The sequence below is a fragment of the Streptomyces sp. NPDC048479 genome, from assembly GCF_040651435.1.
Taxonomy (GTDB): Bacteria; Actinomycetota; Actinomycetes; order Streptomycetales; family Streptomycetaceae; genus Streptomyces.
Window position 1 is genome coordinate 86,323 of sequence record NZ_JBEZKA010000004.1, and the last position, 19,670, is coordinate 105,992.

Genomic DNA, 19,670 nt, shown 5'->3' on the forward strand with positions numbered 1-19,670 from the left:
ACGGCGGTTGGCTCTGTTCGGTTGGCTCCGCGTCGGCGGGAATCCTCGTGATGCGGCACACGGCGGGCCCTAGGCTGAAGCACAGCACGCGCAATACAAGGCTGAAACGCGAGGTAATCGGGGGAGTGCAGATGCAGCCGCTGGACCCGGGCGATCCGCAGAACATCGGTGCGTACCGGCTGCTCGGCAGGCTCGGAGCGGGCGGAATGGGCCGCGTCTATCTGGGTCGCAGCGCCGGCGGCCGTACGGTCGCGGTGAAGGTCGTCCATCCGCATTTCGCGCTCGACGAGGAGTTCCGGGCGCGGTTCAGGCGTGAGGTGGAGGCGGCGCGGCGGGTCGGCGGGGAGTGGACGGCGCCGGTGCTGGACGCCGACCCGGAGGCGTCCGTGCCGTGGGTCGCCACCGGCTATGTGGCCGGTCCGGCCCTGTCCCAGGCGGTGACCTCGCACGGTCCGCTGCCCGTCCGTTCGGTACGGGTGCTGGGCGCCGGCCTCGCGCAGGCGCTGGCGGCCGTGCATGCGCTGGAGCTGGTGCACCGGGATGTGAAGCCGTCCAATGTGCTGCTCACGCTGGACGGTCCGCGGCTGATCGACTTCGGGATCGCCCGGGCCACCGACGGCACCGCCTCGCTCACCTCCACCGGGGTCTCGGTCGGCTCGCCCGGCTATATGTCGCCGGAGCAGATCCTCGGCAAGGGCGTCACGGCAGCGGCCGATGTCTTCTCCCTGGGCGCGGTCCTGGCGTACGCGGCGACGGGCGAGGCACCCTTCCCGGGCGACTCGTCGGCCGCGCTGCTCTACAAGGTGGTGCACGAGGAGCCCGAACTGGGGTCTCTCGAGGGTGACTTGCGGGAGCTGGTCGCCGACTGCCTCGCCAAGGAGCCGACGGCGCGGCCCGCGCCGGCCGAGATCGCGAGCAGGATCGCGCCCGGTGGGGCGGCCGGACCGCTCGGGGCCGGGTGGCTGCCCGGACCGCTGGTGGAGCAGGTCAGCAGGGCGGCGGTGACGCTGCTGAACCTGGAGCCTTCGGCGGACCCGGTGGTGTCGGGGCCGGTGGCGTTCAGCAGCCCGGCGGTCGGGGTCTTCGGCCCGCCGCTGGAGCCGCCCCAGGACGCGCCGCCGAAGACGGAGGGCGCCTCCAACGGGCGGCTGTCCCTGTCGGTGACGGCCGACTCCGTACCGACGGAGTCCGCTGCTCCGGGCGCACGCCGGGGCCGGAAGGTGAGCTGCACGGTGGCCCTGGCGGTGGCGGGCGCGCTCGCCGGCGTGACGGTGGGCGGCGCGGTGCTGTTCGATCTGCTCCCGGGCGAGAACGACAAGGGCAGCGACACGGCGGCCCGACCGCCGGCCAGTAGCCCGTCGGCGCCGGACGGTTCGTCGGCGGAGCCGGGCGAGTCGGTGAAGGAGGTGCCGAAGGCCTTCATCGGCGCCTGGAAGGGGCCGTTCGACCTGGAAGTCGCCGGCAGCAGGATCAGTGCCGGGACCTTCAGGGTCGTGATCGGCACCGGGAAGGCCGGCGCGAAGATCGGCACGGTCACCCAGTTCGACCTCCTGGGGGAATTCGGCTGCGAGGACAACCTGGTGCTGCGGAGCGCGACCGCGACGGAACTGGTCGCCGACGGCAAGTCCAGCGGCAAGGCCGGAAACCACTGCACGCCGGGCACGCACACGGTGAAGCTGCGACTCGCCGGAGCCCGCCTGCAGTACACGTCCCAGGAACCACGGGCGGGCGACCCGCGCGCGCTGCTGGACCGGGAGCAGTGACCGGGCGGGCTGACCGGCCGGCCCCCGGAGCGGTGACCGGCGGTCGTGCCTCCCGACCGCGCCCGCGGATCGCGACAACGGCTGGCGTAGGCTGGATCGGCCCGCAGATGCTCTGACACACCGCCGAAAGGTGACGCCCGGTGACCGAGAAGGCCGACCTTCAGTCCGTGCTGGACCGTGCTGCCGAGGGGGGCCGGATCACCCCGGAGGAGGCGCTCGACCTCTACCGTTCCGCGCCGCTGCACGCGCTGGGCGCGGCGGCGGACGCCGTACGGCGGCGGCGGTACGCCGGTACGGAGCACATCGCGACGTACATCATCGAGCGCAACATCAACTACACCAATGTGTGCGTCACGGCGTGCAAGTTCTGCGCCTTCTACGCCCCGCCGAAGGATGTCGAGAAGGGCTGGACGCGCGACCTCGACGACATTCTGCGGCGCTGCGCCGAGACCGTGGAGCTCGGCGGCACGCAGATCATGTTCCAGGGTGGGCACCACCCGGACTACGGCGTCGAGTACTACGAGAAGCACTTCGCCGCGATCAAGAAGGCGTACCCCCAGCTGGTCATCCACTCCCTCGGCGCCTCCGAGGTCGAGCACATGGCCCGTATCTCCAAGGTCTCCGTCGAGGAGGCGATCCAGCGCATCCACGCCGCCGGACTCGACTCCTTCGCGGGCGCCGGCGCCGAGTTGCTGCCCGAGCGGCCGCGCAAGGCGATCGCGCCGCTCAAGGAGTCCGGCGAGCGCTGGCTGGAGATCATGGAGGCCGCGCACCGTCTTGGCGTCGAGTCCACGTCCACCATGCTCATGGGCACCGGCGAGACCAACGCCGAGCGGATCGAGCATCTGCGGATGATCCGCGAGGTGCAGGACCGGACAGGCGGCTTCCGGGCCTTCATCCCGTACACGTACCAGCCGGAGAACAACCACCTCAAGGGCCGTACGCAGGCGACGCTCTTCGAGTACCTGCGCATGATCGCGATCGCGCGGCTCTTCCTCGACAATGTCGCGCACATCCAGGGTTCCTGGCTGACCACGGGCAAGGAGGTCGGCCAGCTGTCGCTGCACTACGGCGCGGACGACCTGGGCTCGATCATGCTCGAGGAGAATGTGGTCTCCTCGGCGGGCGCGAAGCACCGGTCGAACCGGATGGAGATCATCGACCTGATCCGTAAGTCGGGCCGTGTCCCGGCGCAGCGGACGACGACGTACGAGCACATCGTGGTGCACGACGACCCGGCGAACGACCCGGTCGACGAGCGCGTCGCCTCGCACATCTCGTCGACGGCGATCGCGGGGGGTACGGCGCATCCCGAGCTGAAGCTGCTCGCGTCCAACTGAGGCTGTTTTGCTGACTATTCACGCCACGCCGCTGGTTCTGCCGGTCGGCGCGGCGCCGGTGCCGGACGGTGCGGTCGTCGTCGACGGCAACCGCATCGCGGCCATCGGCCCGTACGAGGAGCTGGCGGCGGACCGTCCGCAGGCCCGCGTCCGGCGCTGGCCCGGCGTACTGACGCCCGGCCTGCGTCAGTGGCACGGCACCTGGCTGCTGAAGCGCTGCTACCACCCCGACCCGCGGGAGGCCGGCCAGCTCGGTGAACTTCCGCTGTCCGGAGCGGATCTGGAGGCGCTGGAGCTGGACGGTGCCCGCTGGGCGGGCAGCGTGCGCCGCGGTCTGCAGCGGATGCTGCGGCACGGCACCACGGCGCTGGCCGTCACGCTGAACGACCCGGTCGTACGGACCGCGGTCGTCCGCTCCGGGCTGACCGTCGTCTCCGCGGTGGGCGCCCCGGGAATCCTCGCCGAGGGTCCGGATCTCGACCCCTTCGTGGCGGGGTATGACCTCGCGGGCTCCGTGCACGCCCCACTGGCCGTCGGCGCCCGGGCCGACTTCGCCGTGTTCGACGTGGCGGACGAGGCCGCTCTGCAGGCCACCGGCGCCGGGAGTTGCGTGGCCACCGTCCTCGGCGGGCGGCTCGTCCACCGGACGCGCTGACTGATCACCGAGGACAACTGGATGTTCCCGCCGCAGAGGGCTGGGCCGTCGACCGGGTGAAGGACTTGGACCCGGCCGCCCTGCGCGAACCCTGATCCCGCCCGACCGGCACAATGGAGCCGTGACCCGAGCATCCCTGGACAAGCAGCCGCACGAAGTCGCCTCGATGTTCGACGACGTGGCGGCGAACTACGACCTCACCAACGATGTGCTCTCGCTCGGCCTGGACAGGCTGTGGCGCAGGGAGGTCGCGAAGGCGGTGGACGCCCGCCCGGCGCAGAAGGTCCTCGACCTGGCCGCCGGCACCGGCACCTCCTCGCTGCCCTTCACCGTCACCGGCGCGTATGTCGTGCCGTGCGACTTCTCCCTCGGCATGCTGCGCGAGGGCAAGAAGCGCAACCCCTGGCTGCCGCTCACCGCGGGCGATGCGACGAAGCTGCCGTTCCGCGACGATGTCTTCGACGCCGTGACGATCTCCTTCGGGCTGCGCAATGTGCAGGACACGGACACGGCGCTGCGCGAGCTGTACCGGGTGACCAAGCCGGGCGGGCGGGTCGTGATCTGTGAGTTCTCGCAGCCGACCTGGGCGCCGTTCCGGACCGTGTACACCGAGTATCTGATGCGGGCGCTGCCGCCGGTGGCGCGGGCGGTCTCGTCCAACCCCGACGCGTACGTCTATCTCGCCGAGTCCATCCGCGCCTGGCCCGACCAGGCGGGACTGGCGAAGCGGCTGCAGCAGGCCGGCTGGTCCAAGGTCGCGTGGCGGAACCTGACGGGTGGGGTGGTGGCGCTGCACCGCGGCACCAAGCCCACGACCCCGTCCTCGTCCGAGCCCGCGAGCCCGTCCGTGTCCCAGTCCCAGTAAGCCCCGATGAACTACCAGTCCGTCCTGGAACGGATCGCGCAGGACGTCACACAACAGGTCGGCAGCGGCAGGCCCGCCGAGTACATCCCGGCACTCGCCTCCGTCGACCCGCACCGCTTCGGCATGGCCCTCGCGGATGTGGACGGCAAGGTGTACGGAGTCGGGGACTGGCAGCGCCCCTTCTCCGCCCAGTCGATCACCAAGGTCTTCACGCTCGCGCTGGCGCTGGCCCAGGGCGGCGACAGTCTCTGGGAGCGGGTCGGCCGTGAGCCCTCCGGCAACCCCTTCAACTCGCTGGTCCAGCTGGAGTACGAGAACGGGATCCCGCGCAATCCCTTCATCAACGCGGGCGCGCTCGTCGTCACCGACCGCCTGCAGACCCTGACCGGCGACGCGAGCAGCGAGCTCCTGGAATTCCTGCGGCAGGAGAGCGGGAACCCGGAGCTGGCCTTCGACGCGGAGGTCGCCGAGTCGGAGTCCGCGTTCGGTGACCGCAACGCCGCCCTGGCCCACTTCATGGCCTCCTACGGCAACATCACCAACCCCGTCCCCACCCTCCTCGAGCACTACTTCTGGCAGTGCGCGATCGAGATGAGCTGCGCCGATCTGGCCCTGGCGGCCCGCTTCCTGGCCCGCCACGGGCTGCGCGCCGACGGCTCCCGCCTGCTGACCCGCAGCGAGGCCAAGCAGATCAATGCCGTGATGCTCACCTGCGGTACGTACGACGCGGCCGGAGAGTTCGCCTACCGGGTCGGACTGCCGGGCAAGAGCGGCGTGGGCGGCGGGATCGTCGCGGTCGTGCCGGGGCACTGCACGCTGTCCGTGTGGAGCCCGGGCCTCGACGAACGCGGCAACTCGGTGGTGGGCGTGGCGGCGCTGGACCGCTTCACGACGCTGACCGGGCTCTCGGTCTTCTAGGGCGCCGCGGCGAAGGACCGGAGACCGGGGCTCGTGCCCCGAATCGGCGTGTACGAGCGGCGAGTTGACGGGAACCGGCGGGCGGGGAAGATGAGTCAGTTGTTTATGGCTTTCTTATCTCCCCGTCCCCGCCTGTCACCTCGGAGTGCTCCCCATGGCGTCGTACTGCCCGCATTGCGGAAACCCATCCCCGGATGAGGCGCGCTTCTGTATGAAATGCGGGCGGGAGCGGCTGCCGGAAGCCTCGGCGGCGCCGCCGCCCGCGATGCCTCCGGTGGCCGCGCCCGCCGCGCTTCCGGCTCTTCCCCCGGCCCTGCCCGCAGCTCAGCCGGCCGCGCCCGCCTACGCGACGGCGCCCGCTCAGCCGTCGCCCGTCGGGGCGTTCCTCGGCCGGGCGTTCCGCGGTGACTGGCTCGCCTCGGCGAAGGCCGCCGCCTGGCCGGCCGGACTGCTGCTGGCGCTCGCGGTGGCGCTCGCCATCCCCTCGTACGGTCAGGACGACGAGGTCGTCGTCGGCTGGAGCGACCGGCTGCGGATCGCGCTCGCGATGCTGCTGCAGGCGTTCGGCGGCGGCTTCGAGGTGAAGGCCACGGACAGCTCCTCGCCGTTCGGCTCCGGCGGCTCGGGCTCCGGGTCCTTCGGCGGCGGTTCCTCGGACGGGATGTACGGCGACGGTTCCGGATTCCCCGGCACCTCCGGCGGCTCCGGTTCCGGCTCCTCGGGATTCTCCGACTCGGGCATGGACGCGATCGCACAGGGCAGCGCCTCGCTCTCGCTGGTGCCGCTGACGGTGACCGTGCTGTGGATCGGCGCGCTCTTCCTGGGTGCGCGGATGCTGCGTACGAGGGGTGCCGGGCTGGAAGCGGCCGTCCGGATCTCGGTGTTGGCCACCGGCGTGGTGCTGGTACTCGGCCTGTTCGCGCAGCCGAACATCGAGGGCGTGGAGATCTCCTCGTCGCCGCTGCTTGCCGCGCTCGGCGCGCTGGCGATCTCGCTCGCGGTGACCGCCGGGGTGCTCCAGCGCGACGACCTCGCCGCGTGGCTGGCGCAGCGGCCCGCCGCCCGGTCGACGGTGCGCGCCCTGGGGACGGCGGTGCGGGCGCTCGGCGTGGTCGTGGCTCTGTGCTCGCTGGTCGGCTTCATCGCGTACGCCAACGCGGACGGCGTGGACGGTACGGGCCTGCTCATCGCGCTGCCGATCCTGCCGAACATCGGCTTGGCGGTGCTCGGGCTGAGCTGGGGCGTACCGGTGAAGTACGACGTCCAGGGCCGGTTCAGCCTGATCGGCTCCGGCACGGAGCACGGCAGTTTCGGTCTTCCGGAGATCAGCGATGTGTGGGGCGGTGGCGCGGTCGCCGGGGCGGTGGCTCTCGGTGTGGTCTGCGCGCTGACGCTCGGCGTCTGGGCGGCCCGCCGCTCGGCGGACCGTCGCGAACAGCTGCTGGCCGGAGGCTTCTCGCTGGGCCTCGTCCTGCTGTTCACGGGCGTGAGCGGAGTCTCCGCCGACATGGCGGGCGGTATGTCGGACTGGGGCGGCCAGGGCACATCGGAGTTCGCCCCGAGCGTTCCGGATGCGTTGCTGTTCGGCCTGCTGTGGGTGGGTGCGGCGACGTTCCTGGGCCCGTATGTGCTGCGGATGGTGGGTCAACAGGCGGCGGCGGTGCCGCTGCCGGCGTACGGGCCGGGCCCGGCGTACATGCCCGGCGCCCCGGCCGCTCCCGCTGCCCCGGCTGCCCCCGCGGCCACCCCGTTCGTGGCTGAGGCGCCCGCCCCGCCCGCGCCTTCTCCGTACGTCCCGCAGCCCCAAGTCCCCGGCGCGTACGACCCGCACACCGTGCAGCTCTCCGCTTCACCGTCCGCTGCCGCGGCTGCCTCACCGGCAGCCGCCGCCCACGATCCCGCCGCCGCCGCCGCGGCAGCCGCCGCCGAACGCAAGCGCAAGGTCCTCGTGTGGACGGCCACCCTCACCGCCGCGTTCGTCATCGGCGGTGGCGCGACGGCCGGGGCGCTGCTGCTGAAGAACAAAGACGCGTCCGACGAGGCGAAGAACAAGCAGCCGGCCGCATCGCAGTCCCCTTCCCCGAAGCAGGACCCACAGGCCCCGGCGTCCTCGTCCGCAACCCCGTCCGGCAGCCCCTCCGCCACCCCCTCCACGAGTCCGTCGACACCTCCGCCGGGCGGTGCCACGGTCCCGGAAGGCTTTGTGCTGAAGCAGGACCCCGCCGGGTTCACCGTCGCGGTGATGGACGGCTGGAAGCGCCGGCAGTCGGGCAGCCAGGTCTTCTACGAAGCGCCCACGGGCGGTTCGTATGTCCAGATCGGCGTCATCAAGAACACGCTGACGACCTCGTACGAGAACTTCCTCACCCTGGAGAAGAAGCACCTGGAGACTCCCGAGACCCAGTACGAGCGCACGCAGCTGATCCAGAACACGTATCAGGGACGGCCGGGCGCGCTCTGGGAGTTCACCCATATCCCCGAGCCGGACGAGGGCAGCCTGAAGCGCCATGTCATCGACCAGGCGTTCGTCGCGGCGGACGGCACGGAGTACGCGATCCTTGCCGCCGGCCGCGCCGATCTCTGGGACCCGGCCAAGGACGTGGTCTTCTCGACCGCCCTCAACACCTTCAAAGTGAGCCAGTGAGCCAGTGCCAGTGAGTCAGTGAGCTAGGGCTGCTGGAGCTCCAGCCGGAAGCGGTATCCCTTCTGCTGGGACACCGGCGTCGTGAACGTCTCGGCCAGCTCCATCCCCAGCCGCCGGATCACCGCGATCGAACGCTCATTGCGCGCGTTGACCATCGCCACCACCCGCTCCACCCCGGCCGCCCGTACCCGCTCCAGCGTGGTGCGGGCGGCGGCGGTCGCATACCCCTTGCCCCATGCGGCCCGCGCCAGCCGCCAGCCGATCTCGATCTCGCCGACCGGGCCGAAGGTCTCGTGCGGCCAGGGCTGCGCCCCGGTGAAGCCGATGACCTCGCCGTCCTCGTCGAGCATGGTCCAGAAGCAGAAGCCGTGCTCGGCGTCGTGTCTGCGCTGCCGGGCGGTCAGCTCCTCGTAGACGGACAGCTCCGCCGCCTTCCCGCCGTGGAACTCCATCACCTCCGGATCGTTGAAGACCCGGTGCCAGGCCAGGGCGTCCTCGTCGGTGGGCACACGCAGCTGTACGGCGGGGAGCGGCCTGCTCATAGGGGGGAGCCCTTCAGTTTGTGGATCAGTACGCCCCCATAGACTGCACATGTCCTGTGCCATTCGGTACGCAATATCGAGTCTTCGGGAGAACCCGCCGTGACCGAGCCCCTCTCCGAACACACCGCCGATGTGATCGTCGTCGGGGCAGGCCCGGCCGGCTCCACGACCGCGTACTACCTGGCCAAGGCGGGGCTCGACGTCCTTCTCCTCGAGAAGACGGCCTTCCCGCGCGAGAAGGTCTGCGGTGACGGCCTCACCCCGCGTGCCACGAAGCAGCTGGTGGCGATGGGTATCGACATCTCCGAGGAAGCCGGCTGGCTGCGCAACAAGGGCCTGCGGATCATCGGCGGCGGCGTGCGGCTCCAGCTCGACTGGCCGGATCTCGCCTCTTTCCCGGACTACGGACTCGTACGCAAGCGCGACGACTTCGACGAGCAGCTCGCCAGGCAGGCGCAGAAGGCGGGCGCGCGGCTGTACGAGCGGTGCAATGTCGGGGCCCCGATCATCGACGAGCGGACCGGCCGCATCACCGGCGTCAACGCCAAGCTGGGCGAGGAGAAGACCCCGGTCGCCTTCCACGCGCCGCTCGTCGTCGCCGCCGACGGCAATTCGACCCGGCTCTCCCTCGCCATGGGGCTGCACCGTCGCGAGGACCGTCCGATGGGTGTCGCCGTACGGACGTACTTCACCTCGCCGCGCCACGACGACGACTATCTGGAGTCCTGGCTGGAGCTCTGGGACCGCCGCGGCCCGCAGGACCGGCTCCTCCCCGGCTACGGCTGGATCTTCGGCATGGGCGACGGCACCTCGAACGTCGGCCTCGGCGTACTGAACACCTCCGCCGCCTTCAAGGAGCTGGACTGGCGAGAGGTGCTGAAGGCCTGGTGTGCCTCGATGCCGGAGGACTGGGGCTACACCGAGGAGAACATGACGATGCCGATCCGCGGCGCCGCGCTCCCGATGGCGTTCAACCGTCAGCCGCACTACACCAAGGGCCTGCTGCTGGTCGGCGACGCGGGCGGCCTGGTCAACCCGTTCAACGGCGAGGGCATCGCGTACGCCATGGAGTCCGGCCAGATCGCCGCCGACGTGATCGTGCAGGCGCATGCCCGGCAGACCCCGGCTCAGCGGGAGCTGGCGCTGCACCGCTACCCGAAGATCCTCAAGGACACGTACGGCGGTTACTACACCCTGGGCCGCGCCTTCGTGAAGCTCATCGGCAACCCGAAGGTCATGAAGATCGCGACGCAGCGCGGTCTGACGCACCCGCTGCTGATGAAGTTCACGCTGAAGATGCTGGCCAACCTCACCGACCCGACGGGCGGCGACGCGATGGACCGGATCATCAACGGGCTCTCGAAGGTGGCCCCGAAGGCCTGACGTACGCACGGGCATGAACCTGGCGTTCATGGAGGGCGCCAACGAAGCGGCCCGGAACGCCGTCAACGCCCTGCTGGACGTCGACGCCTCGGGCGCTGGGCGCTGCACCACCTCTGGGGCCACTACCGGCCGCCGGAGCCGGCCCCGCTCAAGCGGGGCCCGGCGGCCGCGGCACGCCGCGACCGGCGGCACACCCGGGAACGGACGAAGGGCCGCGGCTCCACCCCCGAGCGGGGGAGCCGCGGCCCTTCGAAGCGTGCCGGTCGGTGTGCGGGGCGGTCAGAGAACGCGGACCGCGCCGCTCGCCGGGTAGCCCGACAGGTCCTGGATCACGACGCCCTTGCCGGGGTTGGCGGCGTCGAGGTACTGGCCGTCGCCGATGTAGACACCGACGTGGTACGCGGAACCGGCGCCGCCCCAGTAGAGGATGTCGCCGATCTGGAGGTTGCTGGTGCCCACCTGGGTGCCGGCCACCGACTGGTCCTGGGAGACGCGGGGCAGGTCGACGCCGACCTGTCGGAAGGCTGCCTGGACGAGGCTGGAGCAGTCCCACGAGTTGGGTCCGGTGGCGCCCATGACGTAGGCGTCACCGAGCTGTGCCTTGAGGAAGGCGACGACGGTCGCGGCGGAGCCCGTGGCGTTCGAGGTGTTGGAGGAAGCGGAGAGCGTGGTGCGCTCGGACGACCGGGAGGCGCGCTGTGCCTCGGCGTCGGCGCGCTTCTTCGCCTCGGACTTCTCCTTGGCCTCGGCCTTGCGGTCCGCCTCGGCCTTGGCCTTCTTGGCGGTCTGCGCGGCCTTGACGGCGGCGGCGTTCTCCTGGGCCTGCAACTCGAGGTCGAGCGCGATCTCCTGCGTGGCCTCGGCGGACTGCGAGACGGCGGCGGAGAGCGAGGGGCCGGACGTGAGCGTCGGCATCTCGATGGTCTCGGTCACCGGCTCGGCGTTCGCCGGCCCGGCAGCTCCGGCCACCGCGATGGTGCTGAGGACGCCACCGGCAACTCCGGCCCGAAGCGCCAACTTCGAGGCACTGCGGCGGGGCTTCCGGTGGCTGGGTATGTGAGCGGTGTGGGACATGAGTACAACCGGTATCAAGTACTCACGGTTCCCTTCAAGAAACGTGTGTTGCGCCACAGTTGTGAGCGGAACGTCTGAATCCGCTCTGCTCCGGCCTTTATTGACGCCGTAACGGGCAATTCGGGCACCCAAGATCACGGCTGTGATCATGGGCTTTCCGTAAAAGGTCCGAATTGCCTGGCACTTACCATCCCTTCACGCCGATGGCCAAGCCCCCTTTTATTGATGAACGAAGCGAGTGGCGCAGGTCACAGAAAGGTCAACGTCCTGGCGTCCGGCCGCTCGTGAATGCGAGCACGTGTCCACCCGGATCCGCGCGGGTCCCTCGGGTGGGTGATGCAGAGTCCACTATCAGCCGATGCGGCCCATTGCCAATTTGCCTGTACGGGCCACCACTTGATAGAGCGCATGCCCTCCGACCAGCGGTAACACCACCGGATGTCACGTCTGGTAACCACTCGGGCGCTTCGCGTATGAAGATCACCGCTCATCCGGCTTCATGATCGTTCGCCGGGTGGTGGAGATCACAAAGACGTTGTCGTACCCCGTGTCGCAGATCACAGACCGGCAGGCATAGGATGCGGAGCAGTCGGGCTTGTGAACTGCCTCACATGTACACGATCTTCGCGAGGCAGCGAGGCGGATGCCCGGTGCGGTCCAACGGTCAAGGACGACTGGAAGGAGCGAGGAGGGTGAATGCTTACGCGCCCATCCTTGTGCTCGGCGCCCTCGGGGCAGGGTTTGCGATCTTCTCCGTGGTCATGGCCACGCTTATCGGCCCAAAGCGCTATAACAGGGCAAAACTAGAGGCGTACGAATGCGGCATCGAGCCGACCCCTACGCCGGCCGGAGGCGGCCGCTTTCCCATCAAGTACTACCTGACGGCGATGCTCTTCATCGTCTTCGACATCGAGATCGTCTTCCTCTACCCCTGGGCGGTCACCTTCGACGCCCTGGGGCTTTTCGGGCTCGTGGAGATGCTGCTCTTCGTGCTCACCGTCTTCGTCGCCTACGCGTATGTATGGCGGCGCGGCGGCCTGGAATGGGACTGAGGGGCTGAGGGGCACACCAATGGGAATCGAAGAGAAGCTGCCGAGCGGTTTTCTGCTGACCACCGTCGAACAGGCCGCGGGCTGGGTGCGCAAATCATCCGTCTTCCCGGCGACCTTCGGTCTGGCCTGCTGCGCCATCGAGATGATGACGACCGGCGCCGGCCGCTACGACCTGGCCCGCTTCGGCATGGAGGTCTTCCGCGGATCGCCGCGCCAGGCCGACCTGATGATCGTCGCCGGCCGGGTGAGCCAGAAGATGGCTCCCGTCCTGCGGCAGGTCTACGACCAGATGCCCAATCCCAAGTGGGTCATTTCCATGGGCGTTTGCGCCTCATCGGGCGGAATGTTCAATAATTACGCGATTGTGCAGGGTGTTGATCACATTGTCCCCGTCGACATCTATTTGCCTGGCTGCCCGCCGCGTCCCGAGATGCTGATCGACGCGATTCTCAAGCTGCACCACAAGATCCAGACCTCCAAGCTCGGCGTGAACGCGGAGGAAGCGGCCCGCGAGGCGGAGGAGGCGGCCCTCAAGGCGCTCCCCACCATCGAGATGAAGGGGCTGCTCCGGTGAGTGAGAACAAGAACACCAACGGTAACAACGTCCCTGCGCCACGGGACGATTCCGGCGACGTCATCGGCGTACGCAAGGGCATGTTCGGCGCAGGCAACGGCGGCGATACGAGTGGCTACGGCGGTCTCGTCAGGACGGTGACCTTGCCGGGCGCCTCCCACCGTCCCTACGGCGGCTACTTCGACGAGGTCGCCGACGAGCTCGAAGGCGCACTGGAGGAGCAGGGCCTCGTCCCCGAGAACGCCATCGAGAAGACGGTCGTCGACCGCGGCGAGCTCACCTTCCACATCGCCCGCGAGCATCTGCTCACGGTGGCGCAGACCCTGCGCGACGACCCGGCCCTGCGCTTCGAGCTCTGTACGGGCGTCTCCGGCGTCCACTACCTCGAGGACAAGGGCCGCGAGCTGCACGCCGTCTACCATCTGCGCTCGCTCACCCACGGCCGGCTGATCCGCCTCGAGGTCTCCGCACCGGACAGCGACCCGCATGTGCCGTCCCTGGTCGCGGTCTATCCGACCAACGACTGGCACGAGCGCGAGACGTACGACTTCTTCGGGCTCGTCTTCGACGGCCACCCCGCCCTCACCCGGATCATGATGCCGGACGACTGGCAGGGCTTCCCGCAGCGCAAGGACTATCCGCTCGGCGGCATTGCCGTCGAGTACAAGGGCGCCCAGATCCCGGCTCCGGACCAGCGGAGGTCGTACAGCTGATGTCTGCTTCACAGGGAACTTCCCCCGCTTCCGCCCGCGAGACCACCGAGGGGACTGTATATACGGTCACCGGCGGCGACTGGGACGAGGTCGTCCAGTCCGCGGCCAAGGCCGACGACGAGCGGATTGTCGTCAACATGGGCCCGCAGCACCCCTCCACGCACGGCGTGCTCCGGCTGATCCTGGAGATCGACGGCGAGACGGTCACCGAGGCCCGCTGCGGCATCGGCTATCTGCATACCGGCATCGAGAAAAACCTCGAGTACCGGACCTGGGTGCAGGGCACCACCTTCGTCACGCGCATGGATTATCTGACGCCGTTCTTCAACGAGACGGCGTACTGCCTGGGCGTGGAGAAGCTGCTCGGCATCACCGACGAGATCCCGGACCGGGCGACGATCATCCGCGTCCTGCTGATGGAGCTCAACCGGCTCTCCTCCCACCTGGTGTGCATCGCCACCGGCGGTATGGAGCTCGGCGCCACCACGATCATGATCTACGGATTCCGGGATCGTGAACTGATTCTCGACATCTTCGAGTTGATCACCGGCCTGCGGATGAACCACGCGTTCATCCGGCCCGGCGGACTCGCGCAGGACCTGCCGCCCGGCGCCATCGACCAGCTTCGCGAGTTCGTGAAGACGATGAAGAAGAACCTGCCGGAGTACGACAAGCTCGCCACCGGCAACCCCATCTTCAAGGCCCGTATGCAGGACATCGGCTATCTCGATCTGAGCGGCTGCCTGGCGCTCGGCGCGACCGGACCGATCCTGCGCTCCGCCGGTCTCGCCCACGATCTGCGCAAGACCGACCCCTACTGCGGTTACGAGACGTACGAGTTCGACGTCCCGACCGCCGACAGCTGCGACGCGTACGGCCGCTTCCTCATCCGCCTGGAGGAGATGCGGCAGTCGCTGCGCATCGTCGAGCAGTGCCTGGACCGGCTCGAGCCCGGACCGGTGATGGTCGCCGACAAGAAGATCGCCTGGCCTGCGCAGCTCGCCCTCGGCCCCGACGGGCTCGGCAACTCCCTCGACCACATCAAGAAGATCATGGGCACCTCCATGGAGGCTCTGATCCATCACTTCAAGCTGGTGACCGAGGGCTTCCGGGTCCCGTCCGGACAGGCGTACGCCGCGGTCGAATCGCCCAAGGGCGAACTCGGCGTACATGTCGTGAGCGACGGCGGCACCCGCCCCTACCGGGTCCACTTCCGTGACCCGTCCTTCACCAATCTGCAGGCCATGGCGGCGATGTGCGAAGGCGGCCAGGTCGCCGACGTCATCGTCGCCGTCGCGTCCATCGACCCCGTGATGGGAGGCGTCGACCGGTGACAGACATCAGCTTGGGGATGCCACAGCTCCCCGCCCCCGACTACCCGGCCGATGTGCGTGCCAGGCTCGAAGCGGACGCGAAGGAGATCATCGCCCGTTACCCCGACAGCCGGTCCGCCCTGCTGCCGCTGCTGCATCTGGTGCAGGCGGAGGAGGGGTACGTCACCCGCACCGGCGTCCGGTTCTGCGCCGAGATGCTGGAGCTGACCACTGCCGAGGTCACCGCGGTGTCCACCTTCTACTCGATGTACCGGCGCAAGCCCTCCGGCGACTACCAGGTCGGGGTCTGCACCAACACGCTCTGCGCGGTGATGGGCGGCGACGCCATTTTCGAGGAGCTCAAGGAGCACCTCGGCGTCGGCAACAACGAGACGACCGAGGACGGCAAGGTCACCCTCGAGCACATCGAGTGCAACGCGGCCTGCGACTTCGCCCCTGTGGTGATGGTCAACTGGGAGTTCTTCGACAACCAGACGCCGGAGACAGCCAAGCGGCTCGTCGACGATCTGCGTGCGGGACGGCAGGTCCAGCCCACCCGCGGCGCTCCCCTCTGTACGTACAAGGAGACCGCGCGGATCCTCGCGGGCTTCCCCGACCGGCGCCCCGGCGCCGTCGAGGCGACCGGCGGGGCCGGACCCGCCTCGCTGATCGGCCTGCGCCTCGCCAAGGGCGAGCAGCAGGCCGCCCGGGTGGTCGCCCCGCGCGGTGAGGTCGCCCGCGATGCCCCGCAGCCCGGGTCCGAGCACCTCAGCTCACACGACGCGCCACAGCAGACCTCGGACTCCGACCCCGCGCACCCGGCCGGGCCCGCAGCCGAGGAGGGGGAGTGATGACCTTGGCACCCGAGCTCAACGAGACGAGCCCCGAGAAGCTCCTCGCGCCCGTTCTCTCCGCCTTCTGGGACGAGGCGGAGCCCTGGACGCTGGACACCTACCGGCGGCACGAGGGGTACGAGGGGCTGCGCAAGGCGCTGGCCATGGCGCCCGACGACCTCATCGCGTACGTCAAGGACTCCGGACTGCGCGGCCGCGGCGGCGCCGGCTTCCCCACCGGAATGAAGTGGCAGTTCATTCCGCAGGGCGACGGAAAGCCGCACTATCTTGTTGTCAACGCCGACGAGTCGGAGCCCGGGACCTGCAAGGACATCCCGCTCCTCTTCGCCAACCCGCACTCCCTCATCGAGGGGATCGTGATCGCCTGCTATGCGATCCGGTCGAATCACGCGTTCATCTATCTGCGCGGTGAAGTCGTCCCCGTACTGCGACGGCTGCACGAAGCCGTACGCGAGGCGTACGAGGCGGGCTACCTCGGCCAGAACGTTCTCGGCAGCGGACTCGACCTCGAACTCACCGTGCACGCGGGCGCGGGCGCGTACATCTGCGGTGAGGAAACCGCGCTGCTGGACTCCCTGGAGGGCCGTCGCGGCCAGCCCCGGCTGCGACCTCCCTTCCCCGCGGTCGCCGGTCTCTACGCGTGCCCCACTGTGGTGAACAACGTCGAGTCCATCGCCTCCGTTCCCGCGATCCTCCAACGCGGCAAGGACTGGTTCAAGTCGATGGGCAGCGAGAAGTCCCCGGGCTTCACGCTCTACTCGCTCAGTGGCCATGTCACCAACCCCGGCCAGTACGAGGCCCCGCTCGGCATCACACTGCGCCAGCTGCTCGACATGAGCGGCGGGATCAGGGCCGGGCACCGCCTCAAGTTCTGGACCCCGGGCGGCTCTTCGACCCCGATGTTCACCGACGAGCACCTCGATGTCCCGCTGGACTACGAGGGCGTCGGCGCGGCCGGTTCGATGCTCGGCACCAAGGCGCTGCAGTGCTTCGACGAGACCACCTGTGTCGTACGGGCCGTGACGCGATGGACCGAGTTCTACGCCCACGAGTCCTGCGGCAAGTGCACCCCTTGCCGCGAAGGCACGTACTGGCTGGTGCAGCTGCTGCGCGACATCGAGGCCGGCAAGGGCGTCATGTCCGATCTCGACAAGCTGGGCGACATCGCCGACAACATCAACGGCAAGTCCTTCTGCGCGCTGGGCGACGGTGCCGCGTCCCCGATCTTCTCCTCGCTCAAGTACTTCCGCGAGGAGTACGAGCAGCACATCACCGGCAAGGGCTGCCCCTTCGACCCTGCCAAGTCGACCGTCTGGGCCGACAAGCACCTGGAGGTGAACGCATGACTGAGGCGTATGCGCCGAGCCCCGGCCGCGGCTTCGCGGCCCACCGCCCTGCGGGCGGAGCACCGCAGTCCGACTCACCTCGTGCGGAGGTACGGGCATGACCGTCACGACGTCCAACCCCGCCGGAGGCGGCAGCGCGGCCGTTCCGCCGGAAGACCTTGTCTCGCTGACGATCGACGGCATCGAGATCTCCGTCCCCAAGGGGACGCTGGTCATCCGGGCCGCCGAGCTGCTGGGCATCGAGATTCCGCGGTTCTGCGACCACCCCCTCCTCGACCCGGTCGGCGCCTGCCGCCAGTGCATCGTCGAGGTCGAGGGCCAGCGCAAGCCGATGGCGTCCTGCACCATCACCTGCACCGACGGCATGGTCGTCAAGTCGCAGCTCACCTCGTCGGTCGCCGAGAAGGCCCAGCGCGGTGTGATGGAGCTGCTGCTGATCAACCACCCGCTGGACTGCCCGGTCTGCGACAAGGGCGGCGAATGCCCCCTGCAGAACCAGGCCATGCAGGTGGGCGACCCGGACACCCGCTTCGAGGGCCGCAAGCGCACGTACGAGAAGCCCGTGCCGATCTCCACACAGGTGCTGCTCGACCGTGAGCGGTGCGTGCTCTGCGCCCGCTGCACCCGCTTCTCCAACCAGGTCGCGGGCGACCCGATGATCGAGCTGATCGAGCGGGGCGCCCTCCAGCAGGTCGGCACGGGTGAGGGCGACCCCTTCGAGTCGTACTTCTCCGGCAACACCATCCAGATCTGCCCGGTGGGCGCGCTGACCTCGGCGGCGTACCGATTCCGCTCCCGCCCCTTCGACCTGGTCTCGTCGCCGAGCGTGTGCGAGCACTGCGCCGGCGGCTGCGCGACCCGCACCGACCACCGGCGCGGCAAGGTCATGCGCCGCCTCGCGGCGGAGGACCCCGAGGTCAACGAGGAGTGGCTCTGCGACAAGGGGCGCTTCGGCTTCCGTTACGCGCAGAAGCCGGACCGGCTCACCACCCCTCTCGTACGCAATGACGAAGGCGTCCTGGAACCGGCGAGCTGGCCGGAGGCGCTGCAGGCGGCGGCCCGCGGGCTGAGCGCGGCCCGCGGCCGGGCCGGTGTCCTCGTGGGCGGCCGGCTCACCGTCGAGGACTCCTACGCGTACGCCAAGTTCGCGCGGGTCGCCCTCGACACCAATGACGTCGACTTCCGGGCGCGCGTGCACAGCAGCGAGGAGGCCGACTTCCTGGCCGCCCGCGTCGCCGGGCAGGGCCGTGATCTGGACGGCAGCGGCGTCAGCTACACCTCCCTGGAGAAGGCCCCGGCCGTACTGCTGGCCGGGTTCGAGTCCGAGGAGGAGGCGCCCGGCGTCTTCCTGCGGCTGCGCAAGGCGCATCGCCGGCACGGCCAGCGCACCTTCGCGCTGGCCACACACGCCACCCGGGGTCTGGCGAAGGCGGGCGGCACGCTGCTGGCCGCCGCCCCCGGCACCGAGACCGAGTGGCTGAACGCGCTGGCGGCCGGCACCGGTCTGGAGGGCGACGGCGCGAAGGCGGCCGAGGCGCTGCGCTCCGCAGGCGCGGTGATCGTGGTCGGCGAGCGGCTCGCGGCCGTGCCCGGCGGACTTACCGCCGCCGCACGGGCCGCCACCGCGACCGGTGCCCAGCTGGTGTGGATCCCGCGCAGGGCGGGTGAGCGCGGCGCCATCGAGGCGGGCGCGCTCCCCTCGCTGCTGCCCGGCGGCCGCCCGGCCACCGACCCGCGGGCCCGTGAGGAGACCGCGGCGGCCTGGCGCGTACGCGAACTCCCGCACCGCTACGGCCGCGACACCGGCCAGATCGTCGAGGCCGCGGCCACCGGCGAACTGGGCGCGCTGCTGGTGGCGGGCGTCGAGGTCGCGGACCTGCCCGACCCGGCACGCGCACGCGCGGCACTCGACGCGGTCGGCTTCCTGGTCTCTCTGGAACTGCGGCCGAGCGAGGTCACCGAGCGGGCGGACGTGGTCTTCCCGGTCGCGGCCGTCGCCGAGAAGCCGGGCACGTTCCTCAACTGGGAGGGCAGGGCGAGGCTGTTCGAGGCCGCGCTCAAGCCGGAGCAGATGGCCCGCCGCCTGGCGCCGACCGACGCACGGGTGCTGCACATGCTCGCGGACGCGCTCGACGTCAGCTTCGGGCTGCCGGACCTCAAGTCCGTACGCACGGAGCTCGACCGGCTCGGCGGGTGGCAGGGCCCCCGGGCCACTGAGCCGACGGAGTCCGCGCAGTCCCTGCCCCGACCGGGCGAGGGCGAGGCGGTCCTCGCGGGACACCGGTTGCTGCTCGACCAGGGTCTGCTGCAGCAGGGCGACGAGGCGCTGGCGGGCACTCGCCATGCGGCGGTCGCCCGGCTCTCCGCGGCGACAGCGGCCGAGACGGGCGTCAAGGACGGCGACGTCCTGGCCGTCAGCGGCCCGGCCGGCTCGGTCCGGCTCCCGCTCCAGGTGAGCGAGATGCCCGACCGGGTGGTGTGGCTGCCGCTGAACTCCGTGGGCGGCGGCGTCACTTCGGACACCGGTGCCGTCCCCGGACAGCTCGTCCGCATCGGCCCGGCAGCGCCGGAAGCCGTCCCCGCTGACGCACCGGAGGTGCAGTCGTGAACCCGACCCTCCTCGCCGCCGAGGAC

Annotated in this window: 16 protein-coding genes; 14 read left to right on the forward strand and 2 right to left on the reverse strand. The window is 70.0% G+C overall.

Going from position 1 to position 19,670, the window contains the following annotated elements; translation table 11 throughout:
• Positions 1-131 precede the first annotated feature (131 nt).
• The 6 genes from AB0D12_RS07920 to AB0D12_RS07945 all read left to right on the forward strand — a co-directional run bounded on the left by AB0D12_RS07920 (position 132) and on the right by AB0D12_RS07945 (position 8,185).
• Positions 132-1,763, forward strand: coding sequence for a serine/threonine-protein kinase (locus AB0D12_RS07920; protein WP_362678168.1), 1,632 nt, complete (start codon positions 132-134; stop codon positions 1,761-1,763).
• 140 nt (positions 1,764-1,903) lie between these two features.
• Positions 1,904-3,103, forward strand: a complete 1,200-nt coding sequence (gene mqnC, locus AB0D12_RS07925) for a cyclic dehypoxanthinyl futalosine synthase (RefSeq protein ID WP_327325397.1) — start codon at positions 1,904-1,906, stop codon at positions 3,101-3,103.
• A gap of 7 nt (positions 3,104-3,110) precedes the next feature.
• A complete protein-coding gene (locus tag AB0D12_RS07930; RefSeq protein WP_362678170.1) occupies positions 3,111-3,758 on the forward strand; it encodes a hypothetical protein in 648 nt (215 codons plus the stop codon).
• 121 nt (positions 3,759-3,879) lie between these two features.
• Entirely contained in the window at positions 3,880-4,623 is a 744-nt protein-coding gene (locus AB0D12_RS07935; protein WP_362678172.1) for a demethylmenaquinone methyltransferase, read from the forward strand.
• A 6-nt stretch (positions 4,624-4,629) separates the two neighbouring features.
• On the forward strand, positions 4,630-5,541 hold the full coding sequence (locus tag AB0D12_RS07940; protein ID WP_362678174.1) for a glutaminase: 912 nt from the start codon (positions 4,630-4,632) through the stop codon (positions 5,539-5,541).
• 154 nt (positions 5,542-5,695) lie between these two features.
• The gene (locus tag AB0D12_RS07945; RefSeq protein WP_362678176.1) at positions 5,696-8,185 is read left to right on the forward strand and encodes a zinc ribbon domain-containing protein; all 2,490 of its coding nucleotides are present in this window, start codon (positions 5,696-5,698) and stop codon (positions 8,183-8,185) included.
• Between the two features lie 23 nt (positions 8,186-8,208).
• Here AB0D12_RS07945 and AB0D12_RS07950 read toward each other — a convergent pair whose 3' ends face one another.
• The gene (locus AB0D12_RS07950) at positions 8,209-8,727 is read right to left on the reverse strand and encodes a GNAT family N-acetyltransferase (RefSeq protein WP_327325401.1); all 519 of its coding nucleotides are present in this window, start codon (positions 8,725-8,727) and stop codon (positions 8,209-8,211) included.
• Between the two features lie 99 nt (positions 8,728-8,826).
• On the opposite strand from AB0D12_RS07950, the gene AB0D12_RS07955 reads away from it, so the two are divergent.
• Positions 8,827-10,110 carry a geranylgeranyl reductase family protein gene (locus AB0D12_RS07955; RefSeq protein ID WP_362678178.1) on the forward strand — a complete coding sequence of 428 codons (1,284 nt, stop codon included), beginning with the start codon at positions 8,827-8,829 and terminating at the stop codon, positions 10,108-10,110.
• A gap of 279 nt (positions 10,111-10,389) precedes the next feature.
• On the opposite strand, the gene AB0D12_RS07960 is transcribed toward AB0D12_RS07955, so the two are convergent.
• The gene (locus tag AB0D12_RS07960; protein WP_362678179.1) at positions 10,390-11,184 is read right to left on the reverse strand and encodes an NlpC/P60 family protein; all 795 of its coding nucleotides are present in this window, start codon (positions 11,182-11,184) and stop codon (positions 10,390-10,392) included.
• A 692-nt stretch (positions 11,185-11,876) separates the two neighbouring features.
• Here AB0D12_RS07960 and AB0D12_RS07965 point away from each other — a divergent pair.
• The 7 genes from AB0D12_RS07965 to AB0D12_RS07995 all read left to right on the forward strand — a co-directional run bounded on the left by AB0D12_RS07965 (position 11,877) and on the right by AB0D12_RS07995 (position 19,644).
• On the forward strand, positions 11,877-12,236 hold the full coding sequence (locus tag AB0D12_RS07965; protein ID WP_030494815.1) for an NADH-quinone oxidoreductase subunit A: 360 nt from the start codon (positions 11,877-11,879) through the stop codon (positions 12,234-12,236).
• 19 nt (positions 12,237-12,255) lie between these two features.
• Positions 12,256-12,810 (forward strand): NADH-quinone oxidoreductase subunit B family protein, encoded by a 555-nt coding sequence (locus AB0D12_RS07970; protein WP_327325411.1) that lies wholly within the window; start codon positions 12,256-12,258, stop codon positions 12,808-12,810.
• Positions 12,807-13,523: an NADH-quinone oxidoreductase subunit C gene (locus AB0D12_RS07975; protein WP_362678181.1), complete on the forward strand. Its 717-nt coding sequence runs from the start codon at positions 12,807-12,809 to the stop codon at positions 13,521-13,523. Before AB0D12_RS07970 ends, AB0D12_RS07975 begins: the two co-directional genes overlap by 4 nt.
• Positions 13,523-14,857 carry an NADH-quinone oxidoreductase subunit D gene (locus AB0D12_RS07980; protein WP_362678183.1) on the forward strand — a complete coding sequence of 445 codons (1,335 nt, stop codon included), beginning with the start codon at positions 13,523-13,525 and terminating at the stop codon, positions 14,855-14,857. The genes AB0D12_RS07975 and AB0D12_RS07980 overlap by 1 nt, the downstream gene beginning before the upstream one ends.
• 17 nt (positions 14,858-14,874) lie before the next feature.
• A complete protein-coding gene (nuoE, locus tag AB0D12_RS07985; protein ID WP_362678185.1) occupies positions 14,875-15,687 on the forward strand; it encodes an NADH-quinone oxidoreductase subunit NuoE in 813 nt (270 codons plus the stop codon).
• Positions 15,687-17,036: an NADH-quinone oxidoreductase subunit NuoF gene (gene nuoF / locus AB0D12_RS07990; protein ID WP_362678187.1), complete on the forward strand. Its 1,350-nt coding sequence runs from the start codon at positions 15,687-15,689 to the stop codon at positions 17,034-17,036. The genes nuoE and nuoF overlap by 1 nt, the downstream gene beginning before the upstream one ends.
• 97 nt (positions 17,037-17,133) lie before the next feature.
• A complete protein-coding gene (locus AB0D12_RS07995; protein WP_362678189.1) occupies positions 17,134-19,644 on the forward strand; it encodes an NADH-quinone oxidoreductase subunit G in 2,511 nt (836 codons plus the stop codon).
• Positions 19,645-19,670 lie beyond the last annotated feature (26 nt).

What these genes read in the sequence shown, in the direction of transcription:
- AB0D12_RS07920 (WP_362678168.1), top strand. Translation starts at nt 132, where the DNA reads ATGCAGCCGCTGGACCCGGGCGATCCGCAGAACATCGGTGCGTACCGG.
- AB0D12_RS07940 (WP_362678174.1), top strand. Translation starts at nt 4,630, where the DNA reads ATGAACTACCAGTCCGTCCTGGAACGGATCGCGCAGGACGTCACACAA.
- AB0D12_RS07945 (WP_362678176.1), top strand. Translation starts at nt 5,696, where the DNA reads ATGGCGTCGTACTGCCCGCATTGCGGAAACCCATCCCCGGATGAGGCG.
- AB0D12_RS07950 (WP_327325401.1), bottom strand. Translation starts at nt 8,727, where the DNA reads ATGAGCAGGCCGCTCCCCGCCGTACAGCTGCGTGTGCCCACCGACGAG.
- AB0D12_RS07960 (WP_362678179.1), bottom strand. Translation starts at nt 11,184, where the DNA reads ATGTCCCACACCGCTCACATACCCAGCCACCGGAAGCCCCGCCGCAGT.
- AB0D12_RS07970 (WP_327325411.1), top strand. Translation starts at nt 12,256, where the DNA reads ATGGGAATCGAAGAGAAGCTGCCGAGCGGTTTTCTGCTGACCACCGTC.
- AB0D12_RS07980 (WP_362678183.1), top strand. Translation starts at nt 13,523, where the DNA reads ATGTCTGCTTCACAGGGAACTTCCCCCGCTTCCGCCCGCGAGACCACC.
- nuoE (WP_362678185.1), top strand. Translation starts at nt 14,875, where the DNA reads ATGCCACAGCTCCCCGCCCCCGACTACCCGGCCGATGTGCGTGCCAGG.
- nuoF (WP_362678187.1), top strand. Translation starts at nt 15,687, where the DNA reads ATGACCTTGGCACCCGAGCTCAACGAGACGAGCCCCGAGAAGCTCCTC.
- AB0D12_RS07995 (WP_362678189.1), top strand. Translation starts at nt 17,134, where the DNA reads ATGACCGTCACGACGTCCAACCCCGCCGGAGGCGGCAGCGCGGCCGTT.